The organism is Kitasatospora sp. NPDC002227 (assembly GCF_040296285.1).
GTDB lineage: Bacteria > Actinomycetota > Actinomycetes > Streptomycetales > Streptomycetaceae > Kitasatospora.
In genome coordinates, this window is record NZ_JBEOWY010000067.1 from 16,707 (window position 1) to 40,873 (window position 24,167).

Consider the following 24,167-nt stretch of genomic DNA (forward strand, 5'->3'; position numbering starts at 1 on the left):
GGCTTCGAATTCGGGCAAGAGGGAATTCGTCGGCATGAATGCAGACGGGCCCCCTAAGCCTCCGATCTCGCAGAACTGCCGAGGTCGGGCTCAATCTTTCTACCCCTCCCGGCGAGTGATCGTCAACACAAGATCGGCCCGCCGGAGAGCCACTCCGGCGCACATCAATCTGTAAAATTGCACGTGAAATTGTACCAAACCGGTCACTGCCAACGGGGGGAGGAAAGACCTCCGGAGAAACTCAGCCAGCGCTGTGACCAGGTGATATCCAATTGCTATGCGCGTAGCCGACGGCCGGTCACCAGGCGGCCAGGCGCCTGGCATCCGGCTCGCGGACGCCGCAACGAACGGAGCCCGGAGGAGCCTGCGGCGGCCTCGGCCGGTGGCCCTTCAGGGCAGCAAGAAACTCCTTGACAGCGTCAATGCTGGCTGGCACGCTGCCGACGGACGGCTTGGGAATTACCCCCTCCGCCACCCTGCCTGCATTCCGGCTGATTGCCCGCGCGCCAGGCCATGAATCCCCGCGACCGGAAGAGACAGAAATGTCTGACGACCGTTCCTACTATCTCGAAGAACTCCGTTCGAGGAATCTTCTCCCCGACTCCCACCTCTGCGTCTTCGAGGCCGGCTCGCTCGTCCGGGGCTGGGGCAACCCGTCGAGCGACGTCGATCTCTACATCGTGTCCGAGGAGCCTTGGGACGGGCCGGAGGCCAGAAGCCTCAACGTTCCCCTGACGAAGAAGGACATCCCCAGCGTCGAGCTGTTCGTCGACGGGATGCGGTGGGACATCAAGTACTGGACGGACCAGCAGGTCGACGAGGTCTTCGAGAAGGTGACCTGGGAGGCGTTCGAGCGCGCCGCCATGGACAGCAACGACCTCAACTACATCGAGCGGTGGCTGCTGCACCGCTTCGGCTTCGCCGTCGCCGCCTCCGGCCAGGGCTGGCTCGCGGAACGCGGCGAGCAGCTGAAGCAGTCCGCCTTCCCGGCGTTCCTGATCAGCCAGGCCCTCAACCTCGCGGACTCCCGCGTCGAGGACGCGGTGGGGCAGCTGCAGGCGGGAGACCTGGAGAGCGCCGTCCTCTCCGGCCGGGCGGCGTTCGCCTACTCCGTGGACGCGCTCATCGCCTACCACGGCGAGTACGGGCAGGGCTCCAAGTGGCGGGCCCGCCGGTTCCGCGCCGCCGAGCCCGCACTGCTCTCCTTCGAGGAGTACTGGGGCCTCGAGACCATGCAGTCCTACGACCCCGCGGACCCGGCGGCCTGGGTCAACGAGGTGCTCCCCGTCTGCCGCGCCATCGCGATGGAGGTGAGCATCTGAATGGCCGTGATCGACGACACCACTGTCCCGGTGCCCAAGCTGGAGGTCCGGGTCCGCAACGTCCGGGGCGTCATCCGCATCGCCGTCCCGGAGAGTGCCTTCGACCTCTCCGAGACGGCCGGCTTCATCTGGCGGCGGATCGACGGCAGACGCACCGCGGCCGAGATCGGCCGGCTGCTCGCCGCCGAGTACGAGGTGACGGCCGAGGAGGCAGTGGCCGACACCAAGGAGATTCTGGCCAGTCTCGCCGAGGAGGGGGCCATCGCCCTCTCACCCGCCGGCCCGCAGGCCGACGGGGTGGGGTGACCCTCCTCCCGCGATCACCTGCGCACGGTCGGGGAGACCGTGCGCAGCAGCAGGCCCACCAGCACCGCGGCCAGCAGCAGCACCACCGCCCCGCCGAGCAGTGCGCCCTGCAGCCCCGCCACGAAGGCGGTGCGGGCGTGGTCGAGCACCGGGCCGCCCATCGCGGCGGCCGCGCCCAGGGAGGCGCGGGCCGCCTCGGCGACCTGGGGCGGGGCGCCGGGGAGGGTGAGGTGGCCGCGGTAGCCCGCCGTCAGGATGCTGCCGAGCACGGCGATCCCGAGCGCGCCGCCCAGCTCCCGGGCCAGGTCGTTCATCGCCGAGCCGACCGCCTGCCGGTCGGCCGGCAGCGCGTCGGTGATCGCGGTGGTGGCCGGCGGCATCGCCAGGCCCAGCCCGAGCCCGAGCAGCAGCAAGGCCGCGGCGAGCCGCCAGTACGGGGTGGAGCCGTCCACCCGGGAGAACAGCGCGAGACCGACCGCGGCCACCAGCAGCCCGGCCACCCACGGCCGCCGCGCCCCCAGCCGGGCGGCGAGCAGCGGGCTCAGCCGGGAGGAGGGCACCATCGTCACGGCCATCGGCAGCATGCCGAGTGCGGCCGTCAACGCGCTGTCGCCGCGGACCAGTTGCAGGAACTGCATCAGGACGAACATGAAGCCGAAGAACGCGAAGAACTGCAGGGAGATGGAGACCGTGCCGGCCGCGAACCGGCGGTTGCGGAACAGCCTCGGGTCGAGCATGGGCTGACTGATCGTCAACTCCCAGGCCACGAAGGCGATCAGGATCGCCAGGCCGGTCCCGGCCCCGCCCAGGGTGGCCAGGCTCCCCCAGCCGTGCTGCGGCGCCTCGATGATGCTGTAGACCAGCACCCCGAGCCCGGCCACCACCAGCACCGCGCCGAGCAGGTCGAACGGCGGCTGCCCGGGCTCGGCCGACTCCGGCACCCGGGCCAGCACGCCGAGCCCGGCCACCACCGCGAGCACCACGTTGAGCAGGAAGACCGAGCGCCAGGTCCACTCCTGCAGCAGCGAACCCGCGACCAGCACCCCGACCACGGCGGAGGCTCCCGCGACGGCCGCCCAGACACTGACCGCCCCCGCCCGCCGCTCGGGCGGGAAGGTGCTGGTGACGGTGGCGAGGGTGGCCGGCATGACCAGCGCCGCGCCGACCCCGAGCAGGGCCCGCACCGCGATCAGCGCATCGGGCGAAGTGGTGACGGTCGCCAGCGCCGACCCGGCGCCGAACACCGCCAGGCCGGCCAGCAGCGCACGGCGCCGCCCGAACCGGTCGCCGAGCGCACCGGCGGGCAGCAGCAGGGCGGCGAACACCAGACTGTAGGCGTCGATGATCCAGGACAGCTGGGTCTGGTCGGCATGGGTCTCGCGGGCGATCGACGGCAGCGCCACGTTCAGCGAGGACATCGCCGACACCACGGCGGCCAGCGCCAGGCAGGTGACGGCCAGCACGGCGGTGTGGCGCACGGGCGCGGCGGCGGTACGCGGCACGGCGGCGAGTGGTGGAACGGCGGACAAGGTTCTCGGCCTCCCCTGGGGTCCGGACGGACGGGACAGGCCCCAGGGTGGAGCGCCGCGCGCTAGGATTTCCATGGTGCTGAATTAACCGGACCGCCCGACAAGGAGTGCCGAAACGTGCCCCGTGGCCGCCGCCCCGGCAGCCCGGACACCCGGGCCGCCGTCCTGGACGTCGCCCGCCGCCGCTTCCTGGCCGACGGGTACCAGGGCGTCACCCTGCGCTCCGTCGCGGCCGAGGCCGGTGTCGACCAGGCCCTGATCAGCTACTACTTCGGCTCCAAGAGGGGCCTCTTCGGCGCGGCGATGGCGCTGGCCGTCAACCCCGCCGAAGTCGCGGCCCAGGCCGTCGCGGGCGACCTGACCACCCTCCCCCAGCGGGTCCTGCGCACGCTGATCGCCGTCTGGGACAGCCCCGAGGCCGGCCCTCCGCTGCTGGCGATGCTGCGCAACGTGGCCCAGGACGAGAGCCACGCCGCCCTGCTCCGGGAAGTCGTCCAGCAGGAGATCGTCGAACGGGTGGCCGCCCGCCTGGACGGCCCGAACGCGCACCACCGCGCCACCGCCTTCGGCGCCGTGATCACCGGGGTGATCACCCTGCGCTACCTGGTCCGGCTGGAACCCCTCGCCTCCATGTCCCCTGATGAAATCCTGCGCCACGTCGGCCCGGCGCTGCGCACCGCCCTGTTCGGCCCGCTGGCACGGGGCTGAACGCGAAGGGCCGCCCCCGCCCGAGCGAAGGCGGCCCCCTCCCCTCCGAGGGGTGGCCGTCAGCCGATCCAGCCGTGGCTCTTCGCCAGGCTCAGCATCGCGACGCGCACCTGGACGATCTGATTGCCCGTCAGTGTCGGCGCCGCCTCCAGCAGGGCGTCGGTCGTCTCGCCGAGGTACTCGTCGGCACCGAGCACGTCGCACAGGGAGACGTCGTCGAGGGTCCGGCCGGAGCGGCCGGCGGCCCCCGCCGAGGCCGGGGCGAGCTGAACGGCCGAGGCCTTCGGGCCGCGGTCGCCCTCCTCCACCTCGAAGACCACCGCGAGCCCCGTCCGCAGCGACGATTCGGGAATCAGCAGATCATTCACGTGCAAGAAGACATCCTCCCCACCATGGTTCGGCGCAATGAATCCATAACCCCGAGCACCGTCGAACCGCACCACACGACCAGCAACCATGCCAACCCCCGAACACCTCTGGGCCCGAACAAGGGCCCGACCCGATCATTACCGCCGTGCCGAATCCGGACACGTCAACCGGCCCGCCCGATCTGCCCAGCCATGCGGCTCCGTTCGTCCAGTTCCTGGGCGAATTCGCTCCAGGTCTCGGCGCACTGCCGGGCGAGCGCGACCACCAGCGCGCCGCAGTGCGTCGGGACGGCGGCCGCCAGCTCGGACCACTCCATCGGGACCATCGCGTTCTGCTGGAGCAGGCGCAGCAGTTGGCGCCCCTCCTCCTTGTGCCGCAGCGACGGGTCCCGGACCAGCTTCTCCAGCACCGGTACCGGGTCGGGCCGGGCGCCGCCCGCCCGGCGTACCGTCCGCCGGAGCGGGACGCGCCCCTGCGGGGCGGGGCTGCCGCCCGGGCGGGACGGCTCGGGCCGGGTCGCGGCCGGCGGCTCCCCGGCCGCCATCCGCTTGCGGACGTCGCTGACCGTGGCCGGGGAGATCCCGGCCAGCCGCGCGACCTCGCGCAGCGAGGCCTGCGGGTGCTCGGCGATCACCTCGGCGGCCCGCTGCCGGCCCTCCAGGCTGTTCAGCGGGCGGACCTTGCCGTCCCGCCCGACCCGGGCGGTCACCTGGGCCGTGTCCTCGGTGGACAGCCGCCGGATCTCGGCGACCGTCTTGGCGCTCAGCCCGGCGGACCGGGCGATCGCCCGGTCCGAGAGACCGGGGTGCGAGGAGACGATCCGCTCGGCCGCGGCGCGGCGGTCGGCCCGCGACAGCGGGAGACCGTGCGAGACGTTGGCCTCCACCGACTTCAGGAAGGCGTCGTCCGCGCTGCCGTCGAAGAACTCGACGTCGATCGTCTCGTCACCCTTGGAGAGGGCGGCCAGCAGGCGGTGCATGCCATCGACCACGCGCATGCCGTGGTCGACCAGGATCGGCGGGAGCGGGCCGTCGAGCTCCGCGAGCCTGGCGATGTGCTCCTCGTCGCTCCCGGTCGAGCGCGGTGACTCCCCCAGCAGCAGCGTCGCGATCGGGACGGTGACGGTCTGTGGGGAGTGGACGACTGACTGAATCACAATATCCCCCGTGGATATCGGGGCGCAGTGCGCCCTCTTACCGGCTCTTACCGGAATCTGGTAATATTTTTCAGAGTATTCACCGGTCATCCGCTTCCGTCGTGACCAGGAATCCGCCCGAATTGCTGTGTTTACGTCGAGATCCACCTCGAACGCGCCTATGCGCTGACCCCGATCGGGACCTCCGCAGGCCACTCCCCCCCGGAACGCACCATCCGTTCGTCCAGTTCCTGGGCGAATCCCTGCCAGATCTCGGCGTACTGCCGGGCGAGCCCGGCCACCAGGGCCCCGTAGTCCGGCGGCACCACCGTGGTGAGGCCGGAGATCTCCTGACTGCCCATCGCGTTCTGCCGCAGCAGGTGCAGGAGCTGGCGCCCTTCCCTCTTGTGGCGCAGCGACGGGTCGCGCACCAGCTTCTCCAGCAGCACCGCGGGGTCGGCCACCACCCGCGCCGCTCTGCTCGGTCTCTTCCTCAGCGCCGACACCCGGGCGGGGGCGCCGCGCCCGGCCCCCGCCGGGGCGGCGCCGTCCACCTGCGGGCTCTGGCCCGCGCTCAGCCGTCGGCGTACGTCGCTCACGGTGGCCGGCGAGACGCCGGCGAGCCGCGCCACCTCGCGCAGCGAGGCCTCCGGCCGTTCGGCGATCAGCTCGGCGGCCTTCTGCCGGCCCTTGGTTCCGTCCACCGGGCGGACCTTGCCGTCCCGGCCGACCCGCTGTTCGGCGGGCGGCAACTGCCCTGCCGCGTCCTGGCGGATGGCCGCGACCGTCTTGGCACCCAGCCCCGCCACCCGGGCGATCGCCCGGTCCGACAGGTAGCCGTGGGACCGGATGATCCGCTCGGCCGACGCCCGCCGGTCGGCCAGCGACAGCGGGAGCCCGTGGGAGACGTTGAGCTCGACCGAGCGCAGGAAGGCGTCCTCGCTGGTGCCCTCGAAGAACTCCACCTCGATGGTCTGCCGCCCCTTCAGCAGGGCGGCCATCATCCGGTGCAGCCCGTCGACCACCCGCAAGGTCTCGCGTTCCACCAGGATCGGCGGCAGCGCGGTGTCGACCTCCGCCAGCCTCAGCGCGTGCTCCGTGTCCTGTCCGGCCATGCGCAGCGGCTCACCCACCGTCAGGAGGGCGATCGGGAGGGTCACGACTTTCACGGGAGGCTCCGGCGAGCCTGGTACAGGCCGATCCACTTGGTTCACTCCTCCATCGGATGCGCGGTCGAAGTCCGGTTGCTGACAGAAGTCGCTCGAGGGCCGGTCGAGTTCGGGGGACATCGGCGTCCCGCCACCGGTCACGCACCACGAGCCCCGGGAACCCCTTCCCGACCCCTGGGCCCAGTTGACCGCGGACACCATCGTTACGGTTCGCAGCGGAACTGTCCAGACGGCGGCTTGACGTATGAGCGTTCTTCATGCAAAGGGGCTCGGCCGCCTTGGAGGTCGGTCCGGCGGACGGCGAACCGGCCCGAGCCCACCGCCCGCACATGCCGGTGCGTTCAACTGCCGCCGCGCGGCAGTTGAACGCACCGGCCGCCGAATTCGGGCCGCCTGTCCGCGCCCCGCCCGGGCGCGGTCCGGGAGCGGTTACGCGTCCCTGAGCTGCAGTGTCACCCCGCCGACGAGCAGGGCGCCCACGGCCCATAGGGCCAGCACCCCGAGCCCCTGCCAAGGGCCGATCGCGAGCTGACCGGTGTTCACCGTCGCCTGCACCTCGAGGCAGGCCGGCATCGGCGCGATCCGCTGCAGGTGGCGCTGCCAGTCCGGGTTGGAGATCACCTTGATCAGGATCGGGAAGACGAAGAGCAGCGCCAGGACGACACCGGTCGCCGTCGCGGAGTTGCGGAGCGCCGTCACCGTCCCCAGGCTCAGCAGGGCGATCAGCAGCAGGTAGAGCACCGACCCGGCCACCGCCAGCGTGCCGGCCACCAGCATCACCGCGGTCAGCACCGCGGCCTTGGCCGTCAGCACCGCGGACCGGCGCGGCATCGCCGCCAGCGTGGTCCGCATCATGCCCGTGTGGTACTCGTTCCCGGCCGCCAGCACACCCAGCACGGCGGCCACCACCTGACCGGCCGTCGCACCGGTCAGGCTGACCCGGGGGCGTCCACACCGCAGTGCAGGGCCGGGCACCTGGTGGTCGCGGTCACCCCCGCGCTCACCGCGACGGTCAGCACGGCGGCTCCCAGCAGCAGCCAGCTGTTGCCGGCCTCGGTACGGAGCTTGGTCCACTCCGCGAAGGCCTCGGTGATCGCCGGCAGGCTGAGCAGCGTCGCGCAGGCGGCACCGAACCGAGGGTGGTCGCCGATCGGTCGCACGGCCCTCAGTCCGCTACGCGCCGAAGTCCTGGATCACCTCGGCCAGTTCGGCGGTGACGTCGAAGGGCTCCGGGGTGGCGTCGTAGTCGGCCCACCACAGGGCCGGGACGGTGGGGGCGAGGTCGCGCAGCAGGGTGTGGACGATCGCGAGCGGCGGGTCGAGCGGGTCCTGGTCACGGAAGACGAAGACCTGGTGGTCGGCCTGGTAGGTGAGTTCGCAGCGGTTCTGCTCCACCCGGACGTCCAGGTCGAGGTTGTCGTCGCCGGCGTCGGTGACGGTGCTCTGCGGCCACCGGCGCAGCAGCGCCTCGCCCAGCTGGGCCGCGGTGAAGGGCCAGGCCGCTCCGCTCGTGCGGTCGGCGCTGATGAAGTAGTGGGATCCCACCGGTGTTCCTCTCCGTGGTGCCGGCCCCGGGCGGGGCCACTGCTCATGGGACTACCCGGGTCTCCCCGGGGACCTTCTTGGCTGCCATCATCGCGGCGTAGTAGGCGGCGGCCTTGTCGTCGTTGGTGACAACCTCGAGGTGGTTGACCTGGTTCCGGGGGTCCTGGAACGCGGAGGCGTACTTGTCCATCTCCTCGCCCTGGCTCTTCATCGTCGACTCGTAGACGAAGTCGGGCACCTCGTCGACATTGCCCAGGCGCAGAGGCGACTTGCAACTCGGCTGCGTGCCGACGTACTTGGCGTCGATGGCGGCTCCGTCCTCGGGGCGGACGCCGTCGGCGTTCATGCTCTTCTGGCCGCCCTTGCCGTCGGGGATGTCGGTGTAGAGCTGGTACTCGGTGTCGCCGGCGACGCGCTGCTGGTAGGCCCGCCGCGCGTCGATCTTGGGTTTGCCCATCGGGCCGAGAGCGGGGCTGGTCCGGCCGTCGGCGCCCATCCGGGTCATCCAGGTGCGCATGTCCTGCTGCTGGCCCGGGCCGAGGACGGGGTAGCGGCTGGACGGGTCGGGCGGCAGCGGCCCGATGCCCGGGGTGGGCGCCGCCGGCGTGGGCGCGGCGTTGGCCCCGGGGGAACCGGCCCCCGCGATGACGAGCCCGCCCGCGGCCGCCACGCCGATTGGGATCAGCCGCGCGGCCGCGGCGTCCACGACGGCGGCCGCCTCGGCCAGCACGGCGACTTCGGCGCTGGCCTCCAGCTCGGCGGTCAGCGCGAGCGCGGCGGAGCCGGCCTCGGCCGCGATCGCGGCCTCACCACCGACCGCCGCCACGTCCGACCCCCCGAGGGTGAACAGGGTCAGCGCGACACCGGCGACCGCGACGCCGCCCGCGACCAGGGCGAGGTCCTCGAGCTTGTCACGCAGGTCGTCGATGCCCTTGGCGTACGTCTCGCAGGCCTCCCCGAGCTGGTAGGCGGTGCTGGTGAGCGTGTTGAGCAGCGGCCCGGACGGGGCGCAGCCGTCGTGCATGGCCCGCCAGTTGGTGGCGAAGGAGTCGACCGCGCTCGCGGTGCTGGAGGTGGTGACGGCCTGGGCGAGCTGGTCGCCCTCGGTACCGAGACGGCTGACCAGCTGGGCGAGCCGTTTCCAGTCGGTCCCGGCCTGCCGGAGCTTGTCCGGGTCCCCCTGGGGCCAGAAGCGGGCGATGATCTCGCGGACCGCCCAGTTCTGGTGGCCGACGGCGGTGGGGATCTGGACGTCCTTGGCCTGGTCGTCGCACTGGGGGTCCGAGGACTGGGGCAGCTGCTCGGGCTGCATCATGCTCGCGGCGATGTCGGCTTCGGTGCGGGTGTAGTTGACGGCCATCGTGTAGAGGCCGTTGGCGGTGCCGCCGAGCTGTGCGACGGCTCTCCCCAGGGCGTTCACCACCGACTGGGCGACGGGATCGTACTTGGTGGCGAAGGCATGCCCGGTGTCGTCGTCACCGGCCATCCCGGCCGCGTCGTCGAGCGACCCGACCAGGCCCCGGTGGATCTGGGCCGCCCAGGTCTGCAGGTCCGTGAACCCCGAGGAGGAGACGAGCATCTTGGGAGGGTCGACATGAAATCCGCTCACCGGTCCCCCTGACCGTCGGCATGGAAGTCCACCCGCCCCGGATCAACACACCGGCGGGCCCGCACCCACCCTTCCGGCACCACACCCCCGGGACCAGGCCACACCGACCGGCCGTCCGTGGCCGGTCTCCCTGACCTGCGCGGACTCTGCCCGCAGGCGCCTGAGCGCCTTACCGGCCACCGTCGGTGAACCCGCGAAGGGTGGCCAGGAAGCCCGCCAGCAGCGGGCCGCCCTCCTCCCCGGAGCGCCAGCAGGCGGCGACGCGGGTGCGCTCGGTGCCGGGAGTGATCCGGCGGTAGGCGACACCGGGCAGACGCAGGCGGCGGATGCCGGCGGGTGCCAGGGACACCCCGAGCCCGGCCCCGACCAGGGCGGCCACCGTCTGCCATTCGACCGCCTGCTGCCCGAGGTCGGGGGTGAACCCGGCCGAGCGGCAGACGTCGAGGATCCGCTCGTGGACCGTCGGCGCGACCGCACGCGGCATCAGCACGAAGGGTTCACCGGCCAGAGCCGCCAGCGGGACGATCCGCTGCCCGGCCAGCGGGTGGCCGGCGGGCAGCACCGCCACGAACTCCTCGGTGAGCAGGGTCTCGATGCGCAGTCCGGCCGTCTCGGGCGGCTCACGCAGCAGCCCCAGGTCGATCCGCCGCTCTTGCACCGCGGCCAACTGCGGCGCGGTGGTCATCTCGCGGATCTCCAGCTCCACCGCCGGCCGGTGCTCGCGGTAGCGCCGCAGCAGTTCGGGCAGCACCGTCAGGGCGAGCGAGCCGGCGAAGCCGATCCGCAGCCGGCCGGCCTCGCCCGCCCCGGCCCGCCGGGCGGTGTGCAGCCCGGCGGCCAGCTCGGCCATGGCCCGCCGGGCAGCGGGCAGCAGTTCCTCACCGGCCGCGGTGAGCGAGACCCGGCCCGGCTCACGGTGGAACAGCGGATGGCCGACCTTGGCCTCCAAGCGGCGGATCTGCTGACTCAGCGGCGGCTGGGCGATGCCGAGCCGCGCGGCGGCGCGGCCGAAGTGCAACTCCTCGGCGAGCACGGCGAAGGCGTGCAACTGCTGCAGGCCGAGTTCGGGCCGGTTCATGGCAGCAGCCTGCCACAGCCGTCCTCCTCGCCACGGACGGGAGCCCCGTCAGCGTCCGGTGGCCCGGCTGAAGCTCGTTGCCGTCAGGTTCACCACGAGCTCGCCGCGCAGTCGGCCCACCGGTGGCGTGGCTCGGCCTGCAGCCACGCCGACCGGTTCACGATCCCGTGTGCGGTGCCGGTGCGGGTGGGGCATCAAAGGGCTTCGGCTCCAGCCGTCAGCTGCCGTACGGCCGGTTCGAGTTCGGCGTGCAGGGCAGGGATGTCGCCGGCCAGGAAGCGGTCGCGCATCGCGGTGCGCTGGATCTTGCCGCTGGTGGTGCGGTGGACGCTGCCGCGCCGCACCAGCAGGAGGTTGCGGACCGGCGCACCGGTGGCGGCGGTGAGGCGGCGGACGACAGCCGCCGCGACGGCGGGCAGTTCCTCGGCCGGTACGGTCGGGCTGACCTCGTGCACCAGTACGATCCGCTCTTCCGGGGCCTGGACGCCGAAGGCGGCGCCGACGAACCCCTCCAGCGCCGGGTGGGCGGCGCGCGCCTCGTGCTCGATGTCGTGCGGGTAGAGGTTGCGGCCGTTGACGATCATCACCTCTTTGAGCCGGCCGGTGATGAACAGTTCGCCGTCCGCCAGGGCACCCAGGTCGCCGGTGCGAAGCCAGCCGTGTTCGGCGTCGTCGGCACCTGCGGGGCGGGCGTGGAAGGCGCGGGCGGTGAGGTCGGGCTTGTCCCAGTAGCCCCGGCCGACGCTGTCGCCGCGCAGCCAGATCTCGCCGACCTCGCCGGCGGACAGGGGGCGCAGGGTGGCGGGGTCGACGATGAGGGTGTCGAAGGCCTGGGGGCGTCCGACGCCGGTGATCTCCTTGCTCCGGCCGTCATGGGTGGAAACCAGCGCGGGGCGGTCGGCGTCGGCGAGGCGCTGGGCGTCGGCGACCATGACGGTCGGCTGGAGCGGGATGGGGGTGCCGCTGGCGTAGACGGTGACCTCGGCCATGCCGTAGCCGGCGACCATGGCTTCGGGGCGCAGGCCGATGCTTGCGAATCGCTTGGTGAACGCGGCGATGGTGGGGGCGTGGATCGGCTCGGAGCCGTTGCACAGGAAGCGCAGCGGCGACAGGTCGAGCCCCTCGAGGTGCTCGTCCTTGATGAGGCGCAGCGCGACGCCGTACGCGAAGTTGGGGGCGGAGCTGGCGGTGGTCCGGAACTCGTTCATCATCCGGAACCATTCGACCGGCTTGCGGGCGAACACCGTCGGCGGCATCAGGACCGCTGTCGCGCCGTAGAAGAGTGCGGCGCTGAGCTGGAAGAAGAGACCGAAGTCGTGGTGCAGCGGCATCCAGCTGCCGAACGAGTCCTCACCGTTCAGGCCCATGACGGAGCGCAGGGCCTCCAGGTTCGCCTGGACGTTCCGGTGGGCGAGCATCACGCCCTTCGGGGTGCCCGTGGAGCCGGAGCTGTACTGGATGACGGCGAGGGTGTCCGGGTCGGCCTGACGGTCGCGGAGCACCGCCGGGTCTGCCTCACCCGCCGGCACGGGGCCGGCGGCCCGGACGGGGACGTTGCCCAGGCCCTGCGCGAGGAAGCGCTCGGTGAGGGTGTCGAGGTCCCCGGCGTCGGCGAACACCAGCCCCGGGGCGCAGTCCGCCGCGATCGTGGCGACGCGCTGGGCGGCGCTGCTGGAGCCGGTCACCGGCGGGGCGGGCACTGCGGTGACACCGGCCAACTGGCAGGCGAGGTAGAGCTCGACGAACTCGGTGCAGGTGGGCAGCGCGATGAGGACGCGCTCGCCGGGGGCCAGCTGCTGCGCCAGGTCGGCGGCACGCAGGCCGGCCCGGCGGGCGAGTTCGGCGTAGCTGAGGCTTTCGTGCTCGGCCTCGGTGGAGCTGCGGTAGATGACGACCGCGGTCTTGTCGGGGTGTTGGGCAACCCGCGCGGCGAACGCGTCGCCGAGGTTCCGGTAGCTGGTCAGCTCGAAGGCCATTGCTTCTCCCTGGGCTTGGCGCTGCGCCGGTCTGAGCGGCGCGCGGACATGCACGGCGGCGCGCGCCGCGCGGCTGGGCGGTGTCGTTCTCGACTGTCGCGATCAGGCTGTTCGGCCGCGGCTGTGCCCACGGTCCCTCGGTCCGGTCCAGGCGTCCCGACATCCGGCCTCGCCGAACTCCGTCGGTTCCTGGCGACGCAGACCACTATGCCCCAGCTCCCGGCGATGGTGCGGGTGTTCAACCCGGTGCAGATGATCAGCGCGGGCGTTCAACTGCGCACTCGCGTCAGTTGAACACTCCCTGGTCCCGGGCCCGGTCCTGCTCCTGGCGGCGGATCTGTCCGCCGGTGGAGCGGCCTACCTCGTGGATGACATCTCCGCGTACAGGCGCAGCGCCTGCTGGAGTGCGAACTCCGCCATGCAGAGCCGGAACGCGTCCATCGGCTCCCCGGCGATGTCGATCATCCGCCGGTTGGCCACCACGGCCTGGCCGCGGATCCGGTCCAGGCTCCGCTCAATGGCGAGGTCGAGCTCGTCGGGCTCGTGGACCTCGTCGATGAGCAGGGCGGCCTCCGGTTCGCCCGCGTGGACGCGGCGTCCGCCGAGGACGACCTGGCGGGACAGCCGGGGCCCGCCGATCGCGCTGAGGCGGAAGTTGGCGCCGCCTGGCACCGCCCCCTCCTTCGCGGCGGGCAGGCCGAGGTAGGAGTCGGTGGCGGCCAGCACGTGGTCGGAGACCAGCAGCACCTGCATGCCGCCGCCGATCGCGAAGCCGTCCACGGCGGCGACCCAGGGCTTCTCCACCCGCGCGGGGCGCCAGCTGGTGCTGTCGCCGGTGATCAGACCGCGCTGGATCTTGTGGAGGTAGCCGAGTTCGCGGCGCAGCAGGAAGTCGACCAGGGAGATCCCGCCACCGGCGAGCGCCTCGAGGTCGAGGCCGGCGCTGAAGATCCGGCGCCCCCGGTGGCGGGGGTGGGTCGTCTCGCCGCCGCGCAGCAGGCAGACCTCCACCTCGGGGTCGAGCATCGCGAGGTCGACGGCGGTCTCCATGGCGTCGACCTGCCGGCTGTCCTCGGTGTTGAGCCGGTCGTGGCCGGTCATGGTGAGCCGGGCGACGGCGCCGGTGCGTTCCAGCTGGACCGGCCCGAGGTCGATCCGGCCGGTGGCAACGTACTGGTCCAGCAGGTCGAGTGCGCGCCGGGTCGGGCGCAGCATCGACTCGAGCAGGTGCGTCCCGGCCACCGGCGAGCGCAGCAGGTGGCTGAAGAAGAGGCCCTGGTCGATCTCGTGGCCTTCCTTGCCGGCCTGGGTGCGGGTGCGTTCCTCGTCGAGCTGGGCGGCGGTCGGCACCAGCCCGGGGAAGGCGTGGGCGGCGGCCTCGGCGAGTTCGGCGAGCCGAAGGTGGCGGGTGCGGCCGGCGGTGAGCTCGTCGTGGACGGCGTCGATGTGGGTGCGCAGGAACATCTCGCGCAGGGTCCGGGTGACGTCGATCGCCTCGGCGGCGACGGTGCGTTGACCCGTGGTGCGCTCGGCCGGGACGGGCAGGATCGCCAGCAGGTCCTCGGTGTGGGCGGCGGCGTCGGCGAGGGCCGCGCGGGCGGTGGCGAGGTCGCCGCGCATCGCGCGCAGGTCCTCCTCGGGCGCCTGCGGGTGGCCGGCGGCGGTCGGGTCCTGGCGGGTGGTCACAAGGCGGCTCCAACGGTAGCGCGGCGCAGGGTCCGGTCGACCACTGCGAGGTGGACTCCGAGGGCCCCGTCGAACGCCGGCCCGTTCAACCCGGACGCCGGCTGGACCCCGGCCGGTGGCTCGACGAGGCCACGGGCAGTGGCCGGTTCGGCCCCAAGATGTGCGGCCACTCCAGCACGCACCGCGCCTTCGGCACCACACCCGCGTCCGTGCAACTGCCGCCTGGCGGCAGTTGCCCAGGGCCGGTGCTCGGCTTCCCGAAGTACCCGCCCGCGGATAGGGTCACCGAGTTGAGGGATTGACCTGCCCACGGCCGGCGACTGAGAGCGCCGAAGCCCCGTCGGCCGCGATGCGACGGAGATCCCCGACCGCGGCCGACCCGGAACACCGAACGCGGTCAGCACCACAATCCCCGACTTCCCAGGCATGTGCTGACGTGCCGTCAGAAAATGAGGTAGGTCTCCATGGCGATGACGGGCGGGCCGGGCTACGGCCCCCTTGGACGGCTCGATGACGATGTGATCACCAAGCAGCGGGTGAGATCCGGGACGGTTCGCCGGATCCTCCCCTATGCCAGCAGGTACCGCTGGCCGTTGGCCCTGCTGCTGCTGACCACCGTCGCCGATGCGGTCATCACGGTCAGCACCCCGCTGCTCCTCAAGATGATCATCGATGACGGCATCGTGCCCCGGCGCATCGACATCGTCGGCCGGCTGTGCGGCGTCATCACCCTGCTGGCCCTGATCGGCGCGGCGGCCGTGTACCTGCAGTCCTGGTGCTCGGGCCGGATCGGCGAAGGACTCGTCTTCGACCTGCGCAGCAAGGTCTTCTCCCACGTTCAGAAGCAGCCGGTGGCCTTCTTCACCCGGGCGCAGACCGGCTCACTGGTCAGCAGGCTCAACGCAGACGTCGTCGGCGCCCGCCAGGCCGTGACCACGCTGCTCTCCCAGTCGGTGTCCACCTTGCTGACCATCGCCATGGTCATCGCCGCGATGTTCTACCTGTCCTGGGAGATCACCGTCGCGGCCCTGGCGGTGATCCCCTTCTTCCTGCTGCCCGGGCGCTTCATCGCCCGCAAGCTGCAGCGCATCACCCGCGAGACCATGCAACTGGACGCCGAGATGAGCTCGATGATGAACGAGCGCTTCAACGTCTCGGGCGCCATGCTCGCCAAGCTCTACGGCCGTACCGACGACGAGTTGCGGCTGTTCCGGAGCAAGGCCGGCCGGGTGCGCGACGTGGCCGTCGCCGGGGTCGTCTACGGGCGGACGCTCTTCATCATCGTCACCGTCCTCACCTCCCTCACCACCGCGCTGGTCTACGGACTGGGCGGCCGCCTGGCCATCGACGGCACCATCGAGCTCGGCACCCTGGTGGCCATGGTCACCCTGCTGCTGCGGCTGTACGGGCCGATCATCCAGCTCTCCACCATGCAGGTCGCCGCGATGACCGCCCTGGTCAGCTTCGACCGCGTCTTCGAGGTCCTCGACCTGGAGCCGCTCATCGCCGAGCGTCCCGACGCCCGGGAGCTGCCCGCCGCGGAGTCCTGCCAGGAAGCCCCTGAGGTCGAGTTCGACCAGGTCCACTTCCGGTACCCGAGCGCCGCCGAGGTCTCCCTCGCCTCGCTGGAGTCCACCACGCTGCGCCGCCCCGAGCGGGCCGACGACTCCTGGACCCTCCAGGAACTCAGCTTCCGCGCTCCCGCAGGCAAGTTGACCGCCCTGGTCGGACCTTCGGGCGCCGGCAAGACCACCATCACGCAGCTCGTACCGCGCCTCTACGACCCCAACCAGGGGAACATCCGGATCGGCGGCCACGACATCCGCGAGCTGACCCTGCAGTCGCTGCGCGACACCGTCGGAGTCGTCACCCAGGACGCACACCTCTTCCACGACACCCTGCGGGCCAATCTCGAGTACGCCCGCCCGGGCGCGACCGAGCAGGAAGTGATCGAGGCCTGCCGGGCCGCGCTGATCTGGGACACCATCGACGCGCTCCCCGACGGGCTGGACACCGTGGTCGGCGACCGCGGCTACCGCATGTCCGGCGGCCAGAAGCAGCGCATCGCGCTGGCCAGGCTCCTCCTCAAGGCTCCGCCGATCGTCGTCCTGGACGAGGCCACCGCGCACCTGGACTCCGAGTCCGAGGCGGCCATCCAGCGCGCCCTCAAGACCGCGCTGGCCGGCCGGACCTCGTTGGTGATCGCGCACCGCCTCTCCACCATCCGCGAGGCCGACCAGATCCTCGTCGTCGACGCCGGCCGGATCCGTGAGAGCGGCACCCACGACGAACTGCTCGATGCCGGCGGCATCTACGCCGACCTCTACCGCACCCAGTTCGCCCAGCAGTCCCCCGCCTGAGTGCGTAGGACAGCGAGCCGGTGCGGGTCCGCACCACCGGTCAACCAACCACCAAGGAGATATCCCCCCATGAGCGTTCAGCAGGGCTGGGCACCGCAACGGTTCACGCCCGAGAGCACCGGCGCCGAAGCGACCACCCGGGGACTGACGGAGTACCTCGACTCGGTCGATGTCGGCGAACTGCTGGGACGTCACCAGGCCCTGCTGTTCCGGGGTTTCGACGTCAGCGAGGCGTCCTTGGCGGACGTGATGCCCGCCCTGCTGCCCGAGCGCCTCGCGTACGTGCACGGCAACACACCCCGGACCAAGGTCTCCGACAACGTGTACACCTCGACGGAGTACCCGCCGGACTACGCGATCTCCATGCACAGCGAGCTCTCCTACGCCCACGCCTGGCCCGCCCGGCTGCTCTTCTCCTGCATTCAGCCGGCCACCACGGGAGGCGCCACTCCGCTGCTGGACGGCGCCTCCTGGCTGGCGGCACTCGATGAGCGGATCCGCGCGGACTTCAGCGGCGGGGTCTGCTACCGGCAGTACCTGCACGGTGGCAGGGGCTTCGGCAAGAGCTGGCAGGCGACGTTCGAGACGGACGACCGGGCCCAGGTCGAGAAGCTGCTGGACGAGGCGGGCGTGAGCTGGGAGTGGACCGCCGGCAATGCGCTGCGGACGCGCCAGGTCCGGCCCTCGACGCTCCGGCACCCGGTCACCGGCGAGGAGGTCTGGTTCAACCAGGCGGACCAGTGGCACCCCGCGACGCTGGGCGAGGAGACCATGCGCGAACTCGCGGCCATCGTCCCCGCGGACGAGCTGCCGCAGTCGGTGACCTTCGCCGACGGCTCCCCCATCCCCGACGAGTACGTGCTCGAGATCCGCGAGAAGGGACTGGCGCTGGCCGTCGACGTCGACTGGCAGCAGGGCGACGTCCTGGTCATCGACAACGTCGCCGTCGCACACGGGCGCAGGGCGTTCGGCGGAAGCCGCCGAGTCCTGGTCGCCATGTCGCGTTGAGCGCACCGGGCACCCGATCAAGGCCCGTTGAACGCCTTAACGTGGCGCAATCGACCCTCCTATCATTCGTACGACAACCGGTCCAAGAACTGGAAAGGACCTGATTCGATGTCACATACGCTTAAATGGCAGGTCGTTGATGGCAGGCCGGCCTTCACCCAGGTCACCGGTCTCACCGAGATGACACAGGTCCTCGCGTGGCTCGAGGATGTCCGTCCACAACTGACCGCGGCTCTGCGGGAATACGGCGCGGTATTCCTGCGCGGTCTGCCGATGGCGACCATCGAGGACTTCGCGCAGATCCGGGACACGCTCATCAGCGAGCGGACGCCGTACCGGGAGAAGACCACTCCCCGCAGCCGGCTGGGCGACGACGTCTTCTCCTCGACCGACCTCCCGGCCGCGCAGTCGATCCGGATGCACAACGAGAACAGCTACACGCTGACCTTCCCCGGCCGGTTGCTGTTCGGCTGCCTCGTCGCACCCTCGCAGGGCGGGGCGACACCCGTCGCGGACTGCCGGAAGGTCCTCGACGCGCTCCCCGACCGGGTGGTGGAGAAGATCCGGACCGCCGGGTGGCGACTCTCGCGCAGCTACTCCGAGCACATCTCCACCGACTGGCAGACCGCGTTCGCCACCGATGACGCGGACGAGGTCGCGCGCTACTGCGCGGACAACCTGGTCGGCCACCAGTGGTACGAGGACGGCACCCTGAGGACGAGTCAGATCCGTCCCGGCATCATCACCCACCCGTCGAGTGGCGAGGAGGTGTGGTTCAACCACCTGCTCTTCTGGAACGAGTGGGCGCTGGAGGAGGACCTGCGGGAGGCGCTGGTCGACGAGTTCGGACGCGACGGCCTTCCGTTCAACACCGAGTTCGGTGACGGGGCCGCGCTGAGCAGCGAGGACCTCCAGGCCATCCAGGCGGCCTACGACGCGGCCACGGTGCGCGAGACCTGGCAGCCGGGCGACGTGATGCTGGTCGACAACATCCTGACCGCACACGGCCGGGATCCGTTCCGCGGGGACCGGAAGATCGTGGTGGCCATGGGCGACCCGGTCGAGCTCTCCGACTGCCGGCCGACCGTGGAGCCCGCGCCCGCGTTCGCCTGAACCTGACCGGCGCCGTCGGACCAGGCCGGTCCGACGGCCGCGCCATGCCCCAATCCCGTGCACAAGGAGCTCGTTCTCGTGACTGACCTCGCCCAGCAACCGGTTGACCTGGTAGCACGCTTCCTCGCTGCCGCACAGCACGCCCCGGACCGGATCGCGGTACGGGGCACGGACGGTGAGCTCACCTTCGCCGAGCTCGACCGGCGGACCGCACAGCTCGCCGGTGCCCTGGCCTCACGTGGCATCGGCGCCGGCGACCTGGTGGGGGTCAGCCTGCCGCGCACCACCCAGCTGGTCGTAGCCCTGCTCGCGGTGTGGCGGGCGGGTGCGGCCTACCTCCCGCTGGACCCCCGCTACCCGGTCGAGCGCCTGGAGTTCATGGTCGAGGACGCCGGCATCCGGGTGCTGGTGGGGGCGCCGGGCCACGCCCTGCAGGCATCCGGTCTCGAGATCGTCGCCCCGGACTCCGTGGCCGGCGACCTCGAGGCCGCCGGCCCGAAGCCGGCGGCCGCCGATCCGCTCGACCCGGCGTACGTGATCTACACCTCTGGCTCGACCGGTCGGCCCAAGGGCGTCCAGGTCGGACGGGGATCCGTCGCGGACCTGGTCACGGCCCTGGAGCTGGCCGGTGTCTACGCGGAGGAGCCGCGGGTCGTCGGCTGGAACGCCAGCGTCTCCTTCGACTCCTCGGTGAAGCAGTGGGTGCGGGTCTGCCGCGGCGACACCATCGCCGTCCTCGACGAGGACCAGCGCACCGATCCCGTCCAGCTCCGGACCCTGCTCGACGCGTACGGCATCCAGGACCTCGACCTCACCCCCTCCCTCTGGGAGCTGGTGCGGACCTGCCTGCTGGACGGCGGTACGGACGGCCCGCTGCCGCGTCTGTTCATGGGCGGGGAGCCGGTGCCGGAGCGGACCTGGCAGGAGATAGCCAAGGCGACCGCGGACGGGCTGCTCGAAGCGGTGAACCTCTACGGTCCGACCGAGTGCACCGTGGACGCCACCAGTGCCTGGATCACCGGCGAGGGGGCGCACATCGGCCACCCGCTGCCGGGCACCCGGGCGTACGTGGTCGGCGACGACCTCCGGCAGGTGACCGCTCCCGGTGGGACGGGCGAGCTTTACCTGGCAGGCGAGGGCCTGGCCCGGGGCTACCTCGACCGGCCGGCCCTGACCGCCGAGCGCTTCGTCGCCGACCCGTTCGCGGCGGACGGCACCGGGCCCCTCCTGCCCGGCGGCGGGCAGGGAGGGAGGATGTACCGCACCGGAGACCGGGTCCGCCTGCGCGCCGACGGTTCGCTGGAGTTCATCGGCCGGGTCGACCGCCAGGTCAAGATCCGCGGCTACCGGATCGAACTCGGCGAGGTCGAGGCCGCGGTCTCCTCGCACCCCCGGCTGACCACCGCCGTGCTGACCGCCTACCGGGACCCAGCGCTCGGTGACCAGTTGGTGGCCTACTACGTCGCCGACGAGCCGCCGACCGGCTCCGAGCTGCGCGACCACTGCGCGGCGGTGCTCCCCGAGTTCATGGTCCCTTCGGTCTTCGTGGCGGTCGACGCCGTTCCGCTGACCGTCAACGGCAAGGTCGACTGGGAGGCACTGCCCTCGCCGCAGGCGGCACCCGCCGAGCAGTTCGTCGAGCCCCAGGGAGTGGTCGAGAAGCTGCTCGCCGAGGTCTGGTCCGAGGTCCTCGGCCGGGACCGGATCAGTGCCGACGACAACTTCTTCGCGCTGGGCGGCCACTCGCTCGTCGCGCTGCGCGTGATCGGCCGGCTGAAGCGCGAGCTCGGCCTCGCCGTGCGGACCAAAGAGGTGTACCAGCACCCGCAGTTGCGCGAACTGGCCGAGTACGTCGAGGCCAAGCTCGCCGCAGCACCTGAGACCTCCTGACCCTTCACATCACAAGGAATCCCGCCCATGGCTACCGCTACCGCCCAGGACCTCATCGTCGTCCGATCCCGCCGCACCGAGAACGCCGCCCGTACCCTGATCTGCCTCGGCTTCTGCGGCGGCGGAACCGGGCAGTACCACCAGTGGGGCGGCATGCTCCCGGCGGACGTCGACCTCGCCGCCGTCTGCTACCCCGGCCGGGAGGGCCGCTTCCTGGAGGACTTCGCCCAGACCTGGGACGCCCTCGCCGAGGACACCACCCAGGCCGTGCTCTCCGCCGCGGCCGAGGGCCCCTACGTGCTCCTCGGTCACAGCATGGGCGGCTGGATGGCCTTCGACGTCACCGTGCGCATCGAGCAGCTCGGCGGCCCCGCGCCCGAGACGCTCGTGGTGTCCTCCGCCAACGCGGCCCACCGCGGGCTGAACGCCCAGGACGGGTCCCCGACCCAGCAGGACACCGACGAGCAGCTGCTCGGCTGGATGAACATGCACGGAATGCTGCCCGAGCACGTCGTCAACGACCCGGACCTGCGGGAACTCGCGGTCGAGCTGATGCGGGCCGACGTCCGGGTCCGGGACACCTTCCGCTACGTTCCCGGCTCGAAGGTCAGTGTGCCGCTGCAGGTCCTGACCGGCGAGACGGACACGGTGATCGAGCCCAACGCCGGCGCGTACTGGCGGGACCTCACGACCGGTGACTTCCGGCACGACGTCCTGCCCGGCGGCCACTTCTACACGCCGGAGGTCTGGAGCCGGATTCCGACCTACATCCCGGCCCTCTCCGGGGCGTTCAGCTCCTGCTGACACTCCCCCGGGGCTCTCGGACCACCAGCGCGGGTGCCAAGGCTGAATCACAGCCCCGGCACCCGCGCTTCGGCGTTCCCGCCGGTCTGCCGGGTGATCGGCAAGAGCCGCCCCTGCGGGGAGTCCCCCCGCTGGAGCGGCTCTTGCCGGCGCTTCCGCACCTACCTGGCCCCGGTACAGCGCAGAGCCGCACTCACCGAGTGCGGCTCTGCGGATCCGGGCTCAGGACTTGTGGCTGTGGCCCACCCGGGTCAGGATCCGGCGCTCTGTGTCGACGAAGGAGCGACGCCCGTGCAGGTACCGGGTGTTGTCCAGCACGACGATGTCGCCGGCCTGCCAGGCCATGTCGTAGGTGACCGCCGCGGCCTCGGCCTCGATGCCGCGCAGCATCAGGTCGGGGATGGCCGAGCCGTCGCCCATCGCGGCGGTGCTGTTCGCATCGCTCACGGTGACGAGCACGGAGTTGCAGAACGCCTCACGGAGCCCGTCGCCGGGGCGGGTGACGAATCTGGTCCGGTAGGCGCCCTTGAGCGTCTCCCCCTCGAACTCCCCGCTGAGGAAGCCGCCGTCGCGCGAACGGTCGTTCATCGCCTCGATCGCGGTGAACGCCTCCTCCTGGGTGGTGACGCCCAGGGCGGAGCGCCAGAGAGCGGGCGAGGCCTCCCATCTCCAGACCAGGTCACCGCTTCGCAGGAAGTCGCGCGTCGACTCGTCCAGGGCCTCGAACAGGGCGACACCGTCGCACAGGGTGGTCTGCCCGCCGTCGGCCGCCGGCGTCTCGCAGAGGAACATCAGCAGGTCGGGTGCGCCGGGCGCGTACGACAGCTCCCGGTGCAGCGGGATGTTGCCCTGGCCCTTGTTCACCGTCGCCGTCGTACCGTCCGCGCTCACCGGCTCACGTTGCATGTCACCGACCGCCGGGTGTACCAGCGGAGTCATCAACTCGTCCGCCAGGGACTCGAACTCCGCCAGCGACCGACCGCCGGCCCGGCGCAGCAGGACCGCCCCACGGGCCTTGAGACCGGCACGCACCTGTTCGGCCGAAGCCTCCTCGAGCAGCAGCGGGGCGCTGGCCCCCTGAACGGTCTGCGCCTGGTTGCCGATTGCTGTTGTCATCTGTCTCTCCGGATGATTGGAAGTCACATCGTGGTTGCATGCTTACGAGCACGGTCTGACGGAGCGGGGCCGCACGGCGTCAACACCTTGACAGCGGCCCCGCTCTGGTTCTGGTTCGGACTGGCCCTGCTACGACAGGACCGAGCCCAGCCACCCCTCGACAGCGGCCCACACCTGGCCCAGCGTGAGAGGCCGCATCATGTCGGCGTGTGTGAGAGGAAGGTTCACCTGGGTGATCTCCCCGGAGATGTACGGCTCCCACCACTTCGCCAACGGCACATCGGTCGCCTTGCCCTGCGCCGCGACCACCATCAGGGCATCCCCGTGGAACCGACCGCTCCGGTGCTCCGCCAACAGCTGGCTGTTGTTCTCGAAGACGCGCAGGACACGGCTCAGCTCCTCGTCCGAGATCCCGCCGAGGACAGCGCCCATGTCCTCCCGGAGCTCCCGGAGTTTCTGGGTGTGCACGTCGTTCTCGTCGGACGTCGACGAGCTCGCCGGGTCGTCGGACCGGTCTGCCTCGCCGGCGCTGCGGGATGCCTCGCCGACCTCGGCGGGATCCGCGTCCTGCTCCGCCGGGTAGGCGTCCAGCATGACCAGCGCGGCCACCTGCTCGCCCGCGGCCTGGAGTTGCACCGCGATCTCGTGCGCGACCGTCCCTCCGAAAGAGTAGCCCACCAGATGGTAGGGGCCGCTAGGTTGAACAGATCGAATTTGCTCGATGTACGCCGCGGCCATCTCCGCGGCACAGGTTGCGACTTCACTCGTGCCGTCGAGCCCGTCGGCCTGCAGCCCGTAGAGCGGATACTCCTTCGGGACGTGCCGGGCCAGCGGCAGGTAGCACCAGCTCGAGCCGCTTCCGGGATGCACGAAGAAGAACGGCGACTTGCTGCCGCTCGGCCGGATGGAGAGCATGCCGCCGAGCGCGTCCTTGACCGACGACAAGGACATCCTGCTGAGCAGTCCCGCCGCAGTCGGGTTGGTGATCACGTCGCGCACCGACACCGACACACCACGCGACTGCAGCTCGGCCACCAGCGACACCGCCAGCAGGGAGTGCCCGCCCAGGGCGAAGAAGTCGTCGTCGAGCCCGACCCTCTCCAGCCCCAGCAGCTTGGCGAACGCCTCGCACACGGTCTGTTCGAGGGCACTGAGCGAGCCGGCGCCGTCGGGAGCCTTCGCGCTCACGGCATACTGCGGGGCCGGCAGGGCCTTGCGGTCCAGCTTGCCGTTCACGGTCAGCGGCAGCGCGTCCAGCACCACCACCGCCGACGGCACCAGGTAGGACGGCAACCGCTCGGCAACGAACGCACTCACGGACGAGGCCAGTTCGACATTGCCACCATCCTCCGCGGCCTGCGCCACCTGCGGGTGCGCGGCCACCACCGACTCCACCTCGGCCGGCTCCACCCGGAACCCACGGATCTTCACCTGCTCATCCGCA

21 protein-coding genes are annotated in these 24,167 nt (G+C 71.5%); 8 read left to right on the plus strand and 13 right to left on the minus strand.

Annotated features, from left to right (window positions below; translation table 11 throughout):
* The first annotated feature begins 542 nt into the window (after positions 1–542).
* Positions 543–1,322 carry a nucleotidyltransferase family protein gene (locus ABT095_RS35330; RefSeq protein ID WP_350533691.1) on the plus strand — a complete coding sequence of 260 codons (780 nt, stop codon included), beginning with the start codon at positions 543–545 and terminating at the stop codon, positions 1,320–1,322.
* Complete coding sequence (locus ABT095_RS35335) at positions 1,323–1,628, plus strand: PqqD family protein (protein WP_350533692.1); 306 nt, start codon at positions 1,323–1,325, stop codon at positions 1,626–1,628.
* 14 nt (positions 1,629–1,642) lie between these two features.
* Here the strand turns inward: ABT095_RS35335 and ABT095_RS35340 are convergent, their stop codons facing one another.
* The gene (locus tag ABT095_RS35340; RefSeq protein ID WP_350533693.1) at positions 1,643–3,157 is read right to left on the minus strand and encodes an MFS transporter; all 1,515 of its coding nucleotides are present in this window, start codon (positions 3,155–3,157) and stop codon (positions 1,643–1,645) included.
* Between the two features lie 117 nt (positions 3,158–3,274).
* Here ABT095_RS35340 and ABT095_RS35345 point away from each other — a divergent pair, with 117 nt between their 5' ends.
* A complete protein-coding gene (locus tag ABT095_RS35345) occupies positions 3,275–3,865 on the plus strand; it encodes a TetR/AcrR family transcriptional regulator (protein ID WP_350533694.1) in 591 nt (196 codons plus the stop codon).
* A 59-nt stretch (positions 3,866–3,924) separates the two neighbouring features.
* On the opposite strand, the gene ABT095_RS35350 is transcribed toward ABT095_RS35345, so the two are convergent.
* The 10 genes from ABT095_RS35350 to dpgC form a co-directional block, all read right to left on the minus strand.
* A complete protein-coding gene (locus tag ABT095_RS35350) occupies positions 3,925–4,323 on the minus strand; it encodes a cold-shock protein (protein ID WP_350533695.1) in 399 nt (132 codons plus the stop codon).
* A gap of 74 nt (positions 4,324–4,397) precedes the next feature.
* The gene (locus ABT095_RS35355) at positions 4,398–5,390 is read right to left on the minus strand and encodes a ParB/RepB/Spo0J family partition protein (RefSeq protein WP_350533696.1); all 993 of its coding nucleotides are present in this window, start codon (positions 5,388–5,390) and stop codon (positions 4,398–4,400) included.
* A 158-nt stretch (positions 5,391–5,548) separates the two neighbouring features.
* Positions 5,549–6,538, minus strand: coding sequence for a transcriptional regulator (locus ABT095_RS35360; protein ID WP_350533697.1), 990 nt, complete (start codon positions 6,536–6,538; stop codon positions 5,549–5,551).
* A 429-nt stretch (positions 6,539–6,967) separates the two neighbouring features.
* Positions 6,968–7,444, minus strand: a complete 477-nt coding sequence (locus ABT095_RS35365; RefSeq protein ID WP_350533698.1) for a hypothetical protein — start codon at positions 7,442–7,444, stop codon at positions 6,968–6,970.
* A 23-nt stretch (positions 7,445–7,467) separates the two neighbouring features.
* Positions 7,468–7,698: a hypothetical protein gene (locus ABT095_RS35370; RefSeq protein WP_350533699.1), complete on the minus strand. Its 231-nt coding sequence runs from the start codon at positions 7,696–7,698 to the stop codon at positions 7,468–7,470.
* A 13-nt stretch (positions 7,699–7,711) separates the two neighbouring features.
* Positions 7,712–8,083, minus strand: a complete 372-nt coding sequence (locus ABT095_RS35375) for a hypothetical protein (RefSeq protein ID WP_350533700.1) — start codon at positions 8,081–8,083, stop codon at positions 7,712–7,714.
* A gap of 43 nt (positions 8,084–8,126) precedes the next feature.
* Complete coding sequence (locus tag ABT095_RS35380; protein ID WP_350533701.1) at positions 8,127–9,662, minus strand: restriction endonuclease fold toxin-2 domain-containing protein; 1,536 nt, start codon at positions 9,660–9,662, stop codon at positions 8,127–8,129.
* 199 nt (positions 9,663–9,861) lie between these two features.
* Positions 9,862–10,770, minus strand: a complete 909-nt coding sequence (locus ABT095_RS35385; RefSeq protein ID WP_350533702.1) for a LysR family transcriptional regulator — start codon at positions 10,768–10,770, stop codon at positions 9,862–9,864.
* A gap of 194 nt (positions 10,771–10,964) precedes the next feature.
* A complete protein-coding gene (locus ABT095_RS35390) occupies positions 10,965–12,746 on the minus strand; it encodes a fatty acyl-AMP ligase (protein ID WP_350533703.1) in 1,782 nt (593 codons plus the stop codon).
* Positions 12,747–13,103: 357 nt separating this feature from the next.
* On the minus strand, positions 13,104–14,432 hold the full coding sequence (gene dpgC, locus ABT095_RS35395; protein WP_350533704.1) for a (3,5-dihydroxyphenyl)acetyl-CoA 1,2-dioxygenase DpgC: 1,329 nt from the start codon (positions 14,430–14,432) through the stop codon (positions 13,104–13,106).
* A gap of 470 nt (positions 14,433–14,902) precedes the next feature.
* Between dpgC and ABT095_RS35400 the strand changes: the two genes are divergently transcribed.
* The 5 genes from ABT095_RS35400 (at position 14,903) to ABT095_RS35420 (ending at position 21,607) form a co-directional block, all read left to right on the plus strand.
* A complete protein-coding gene (locus tag ABT095_RS35400) occupies positions 14,903–16,792 on the plus strand; it encodes an ABC transporter ATP-binding protein (RefSeq protein ID WP_502885125.1) in 1,890 nt (629 codons plus the stop codon).
* A gap of 69 nt (positions 16,793–16,861) precedes the next feature.
* Positions 16,862–17,800 carry a TauD/TfdA family dioxygenase gene (locus ABT095_RS35405; protein WP_350533706.1) on the plus strand — a complete coding sequence of 313 codons (939 nt, stop codon included), beginning with the start codon at positions 16,862–16,864 and terminating at the stop codon, positions 17,798–17,800.
* Positions 17,801–17,908: 108 nt separating this feature from the next.
* A complete protein-coding gene (locus ABT095_RS35410) occupies positions 17,909–18,913 on the plus strand; it encodes a TauD/TfdA family dioxygenase (RefSeq protein WP_350533707.1) in 1,005 nt (334 codons plus the stop codon).
* Positions 18,914–18,991: 78 nt separating this feature from the next.
* Positions 18,992–20,803, plus strand: a complete 1,812-nt coding sequence (locus ABT095_RS35415; RefSeq protein WP_350533708.1) for a non-ribosomal peptide synthetase — start codon at positions 18,992–18,994, stop codon at positions 20,801–20,803.
* A 27-nt stretch (positions 20,804–20,830) separates the two neighbouring features.
* Positions 20,831–21,607: a thioesterase II family protein gene (locus ABT095_RS35420; protein ID WP_350533709.1), complete on the plus strand. Its 777-nt coding sequence runs from the start codon at positions 20,831–20,833 to the stop codon at positions 21,605–21,607.
* 222 nt (positions 21,608–21,829) lie between these two features.
* Here the strand turns inward: ABT095_RS35420 and ABT095_RS35425 are convergent, their stop codons facing one another.
* Together ABT095_RS35425 and ABT095_RS35430 are read right to left on the minus strand one after the other, a co-directional pair.
* Complete coding sequence (locus tag ABT095_RS35425; protein WP_350533710.1) at positions 21,830–22,723, minus strand: TauD/TfdA family dioxygenase; 894 nt, start codon at positions 22,721–22,723, stop codon at positions 21,830–21,832.
* Positions 22,724–22,852: 129 nt separating this feature from the next.
* On the minus strand, positions 22,853–24,167 hold a 1,315-nt coding region (locus ABT095_RS35430), incomplete at its 5' end, for an alpha/beta fold hydrolase (RefSeq protein WP_350533711.1).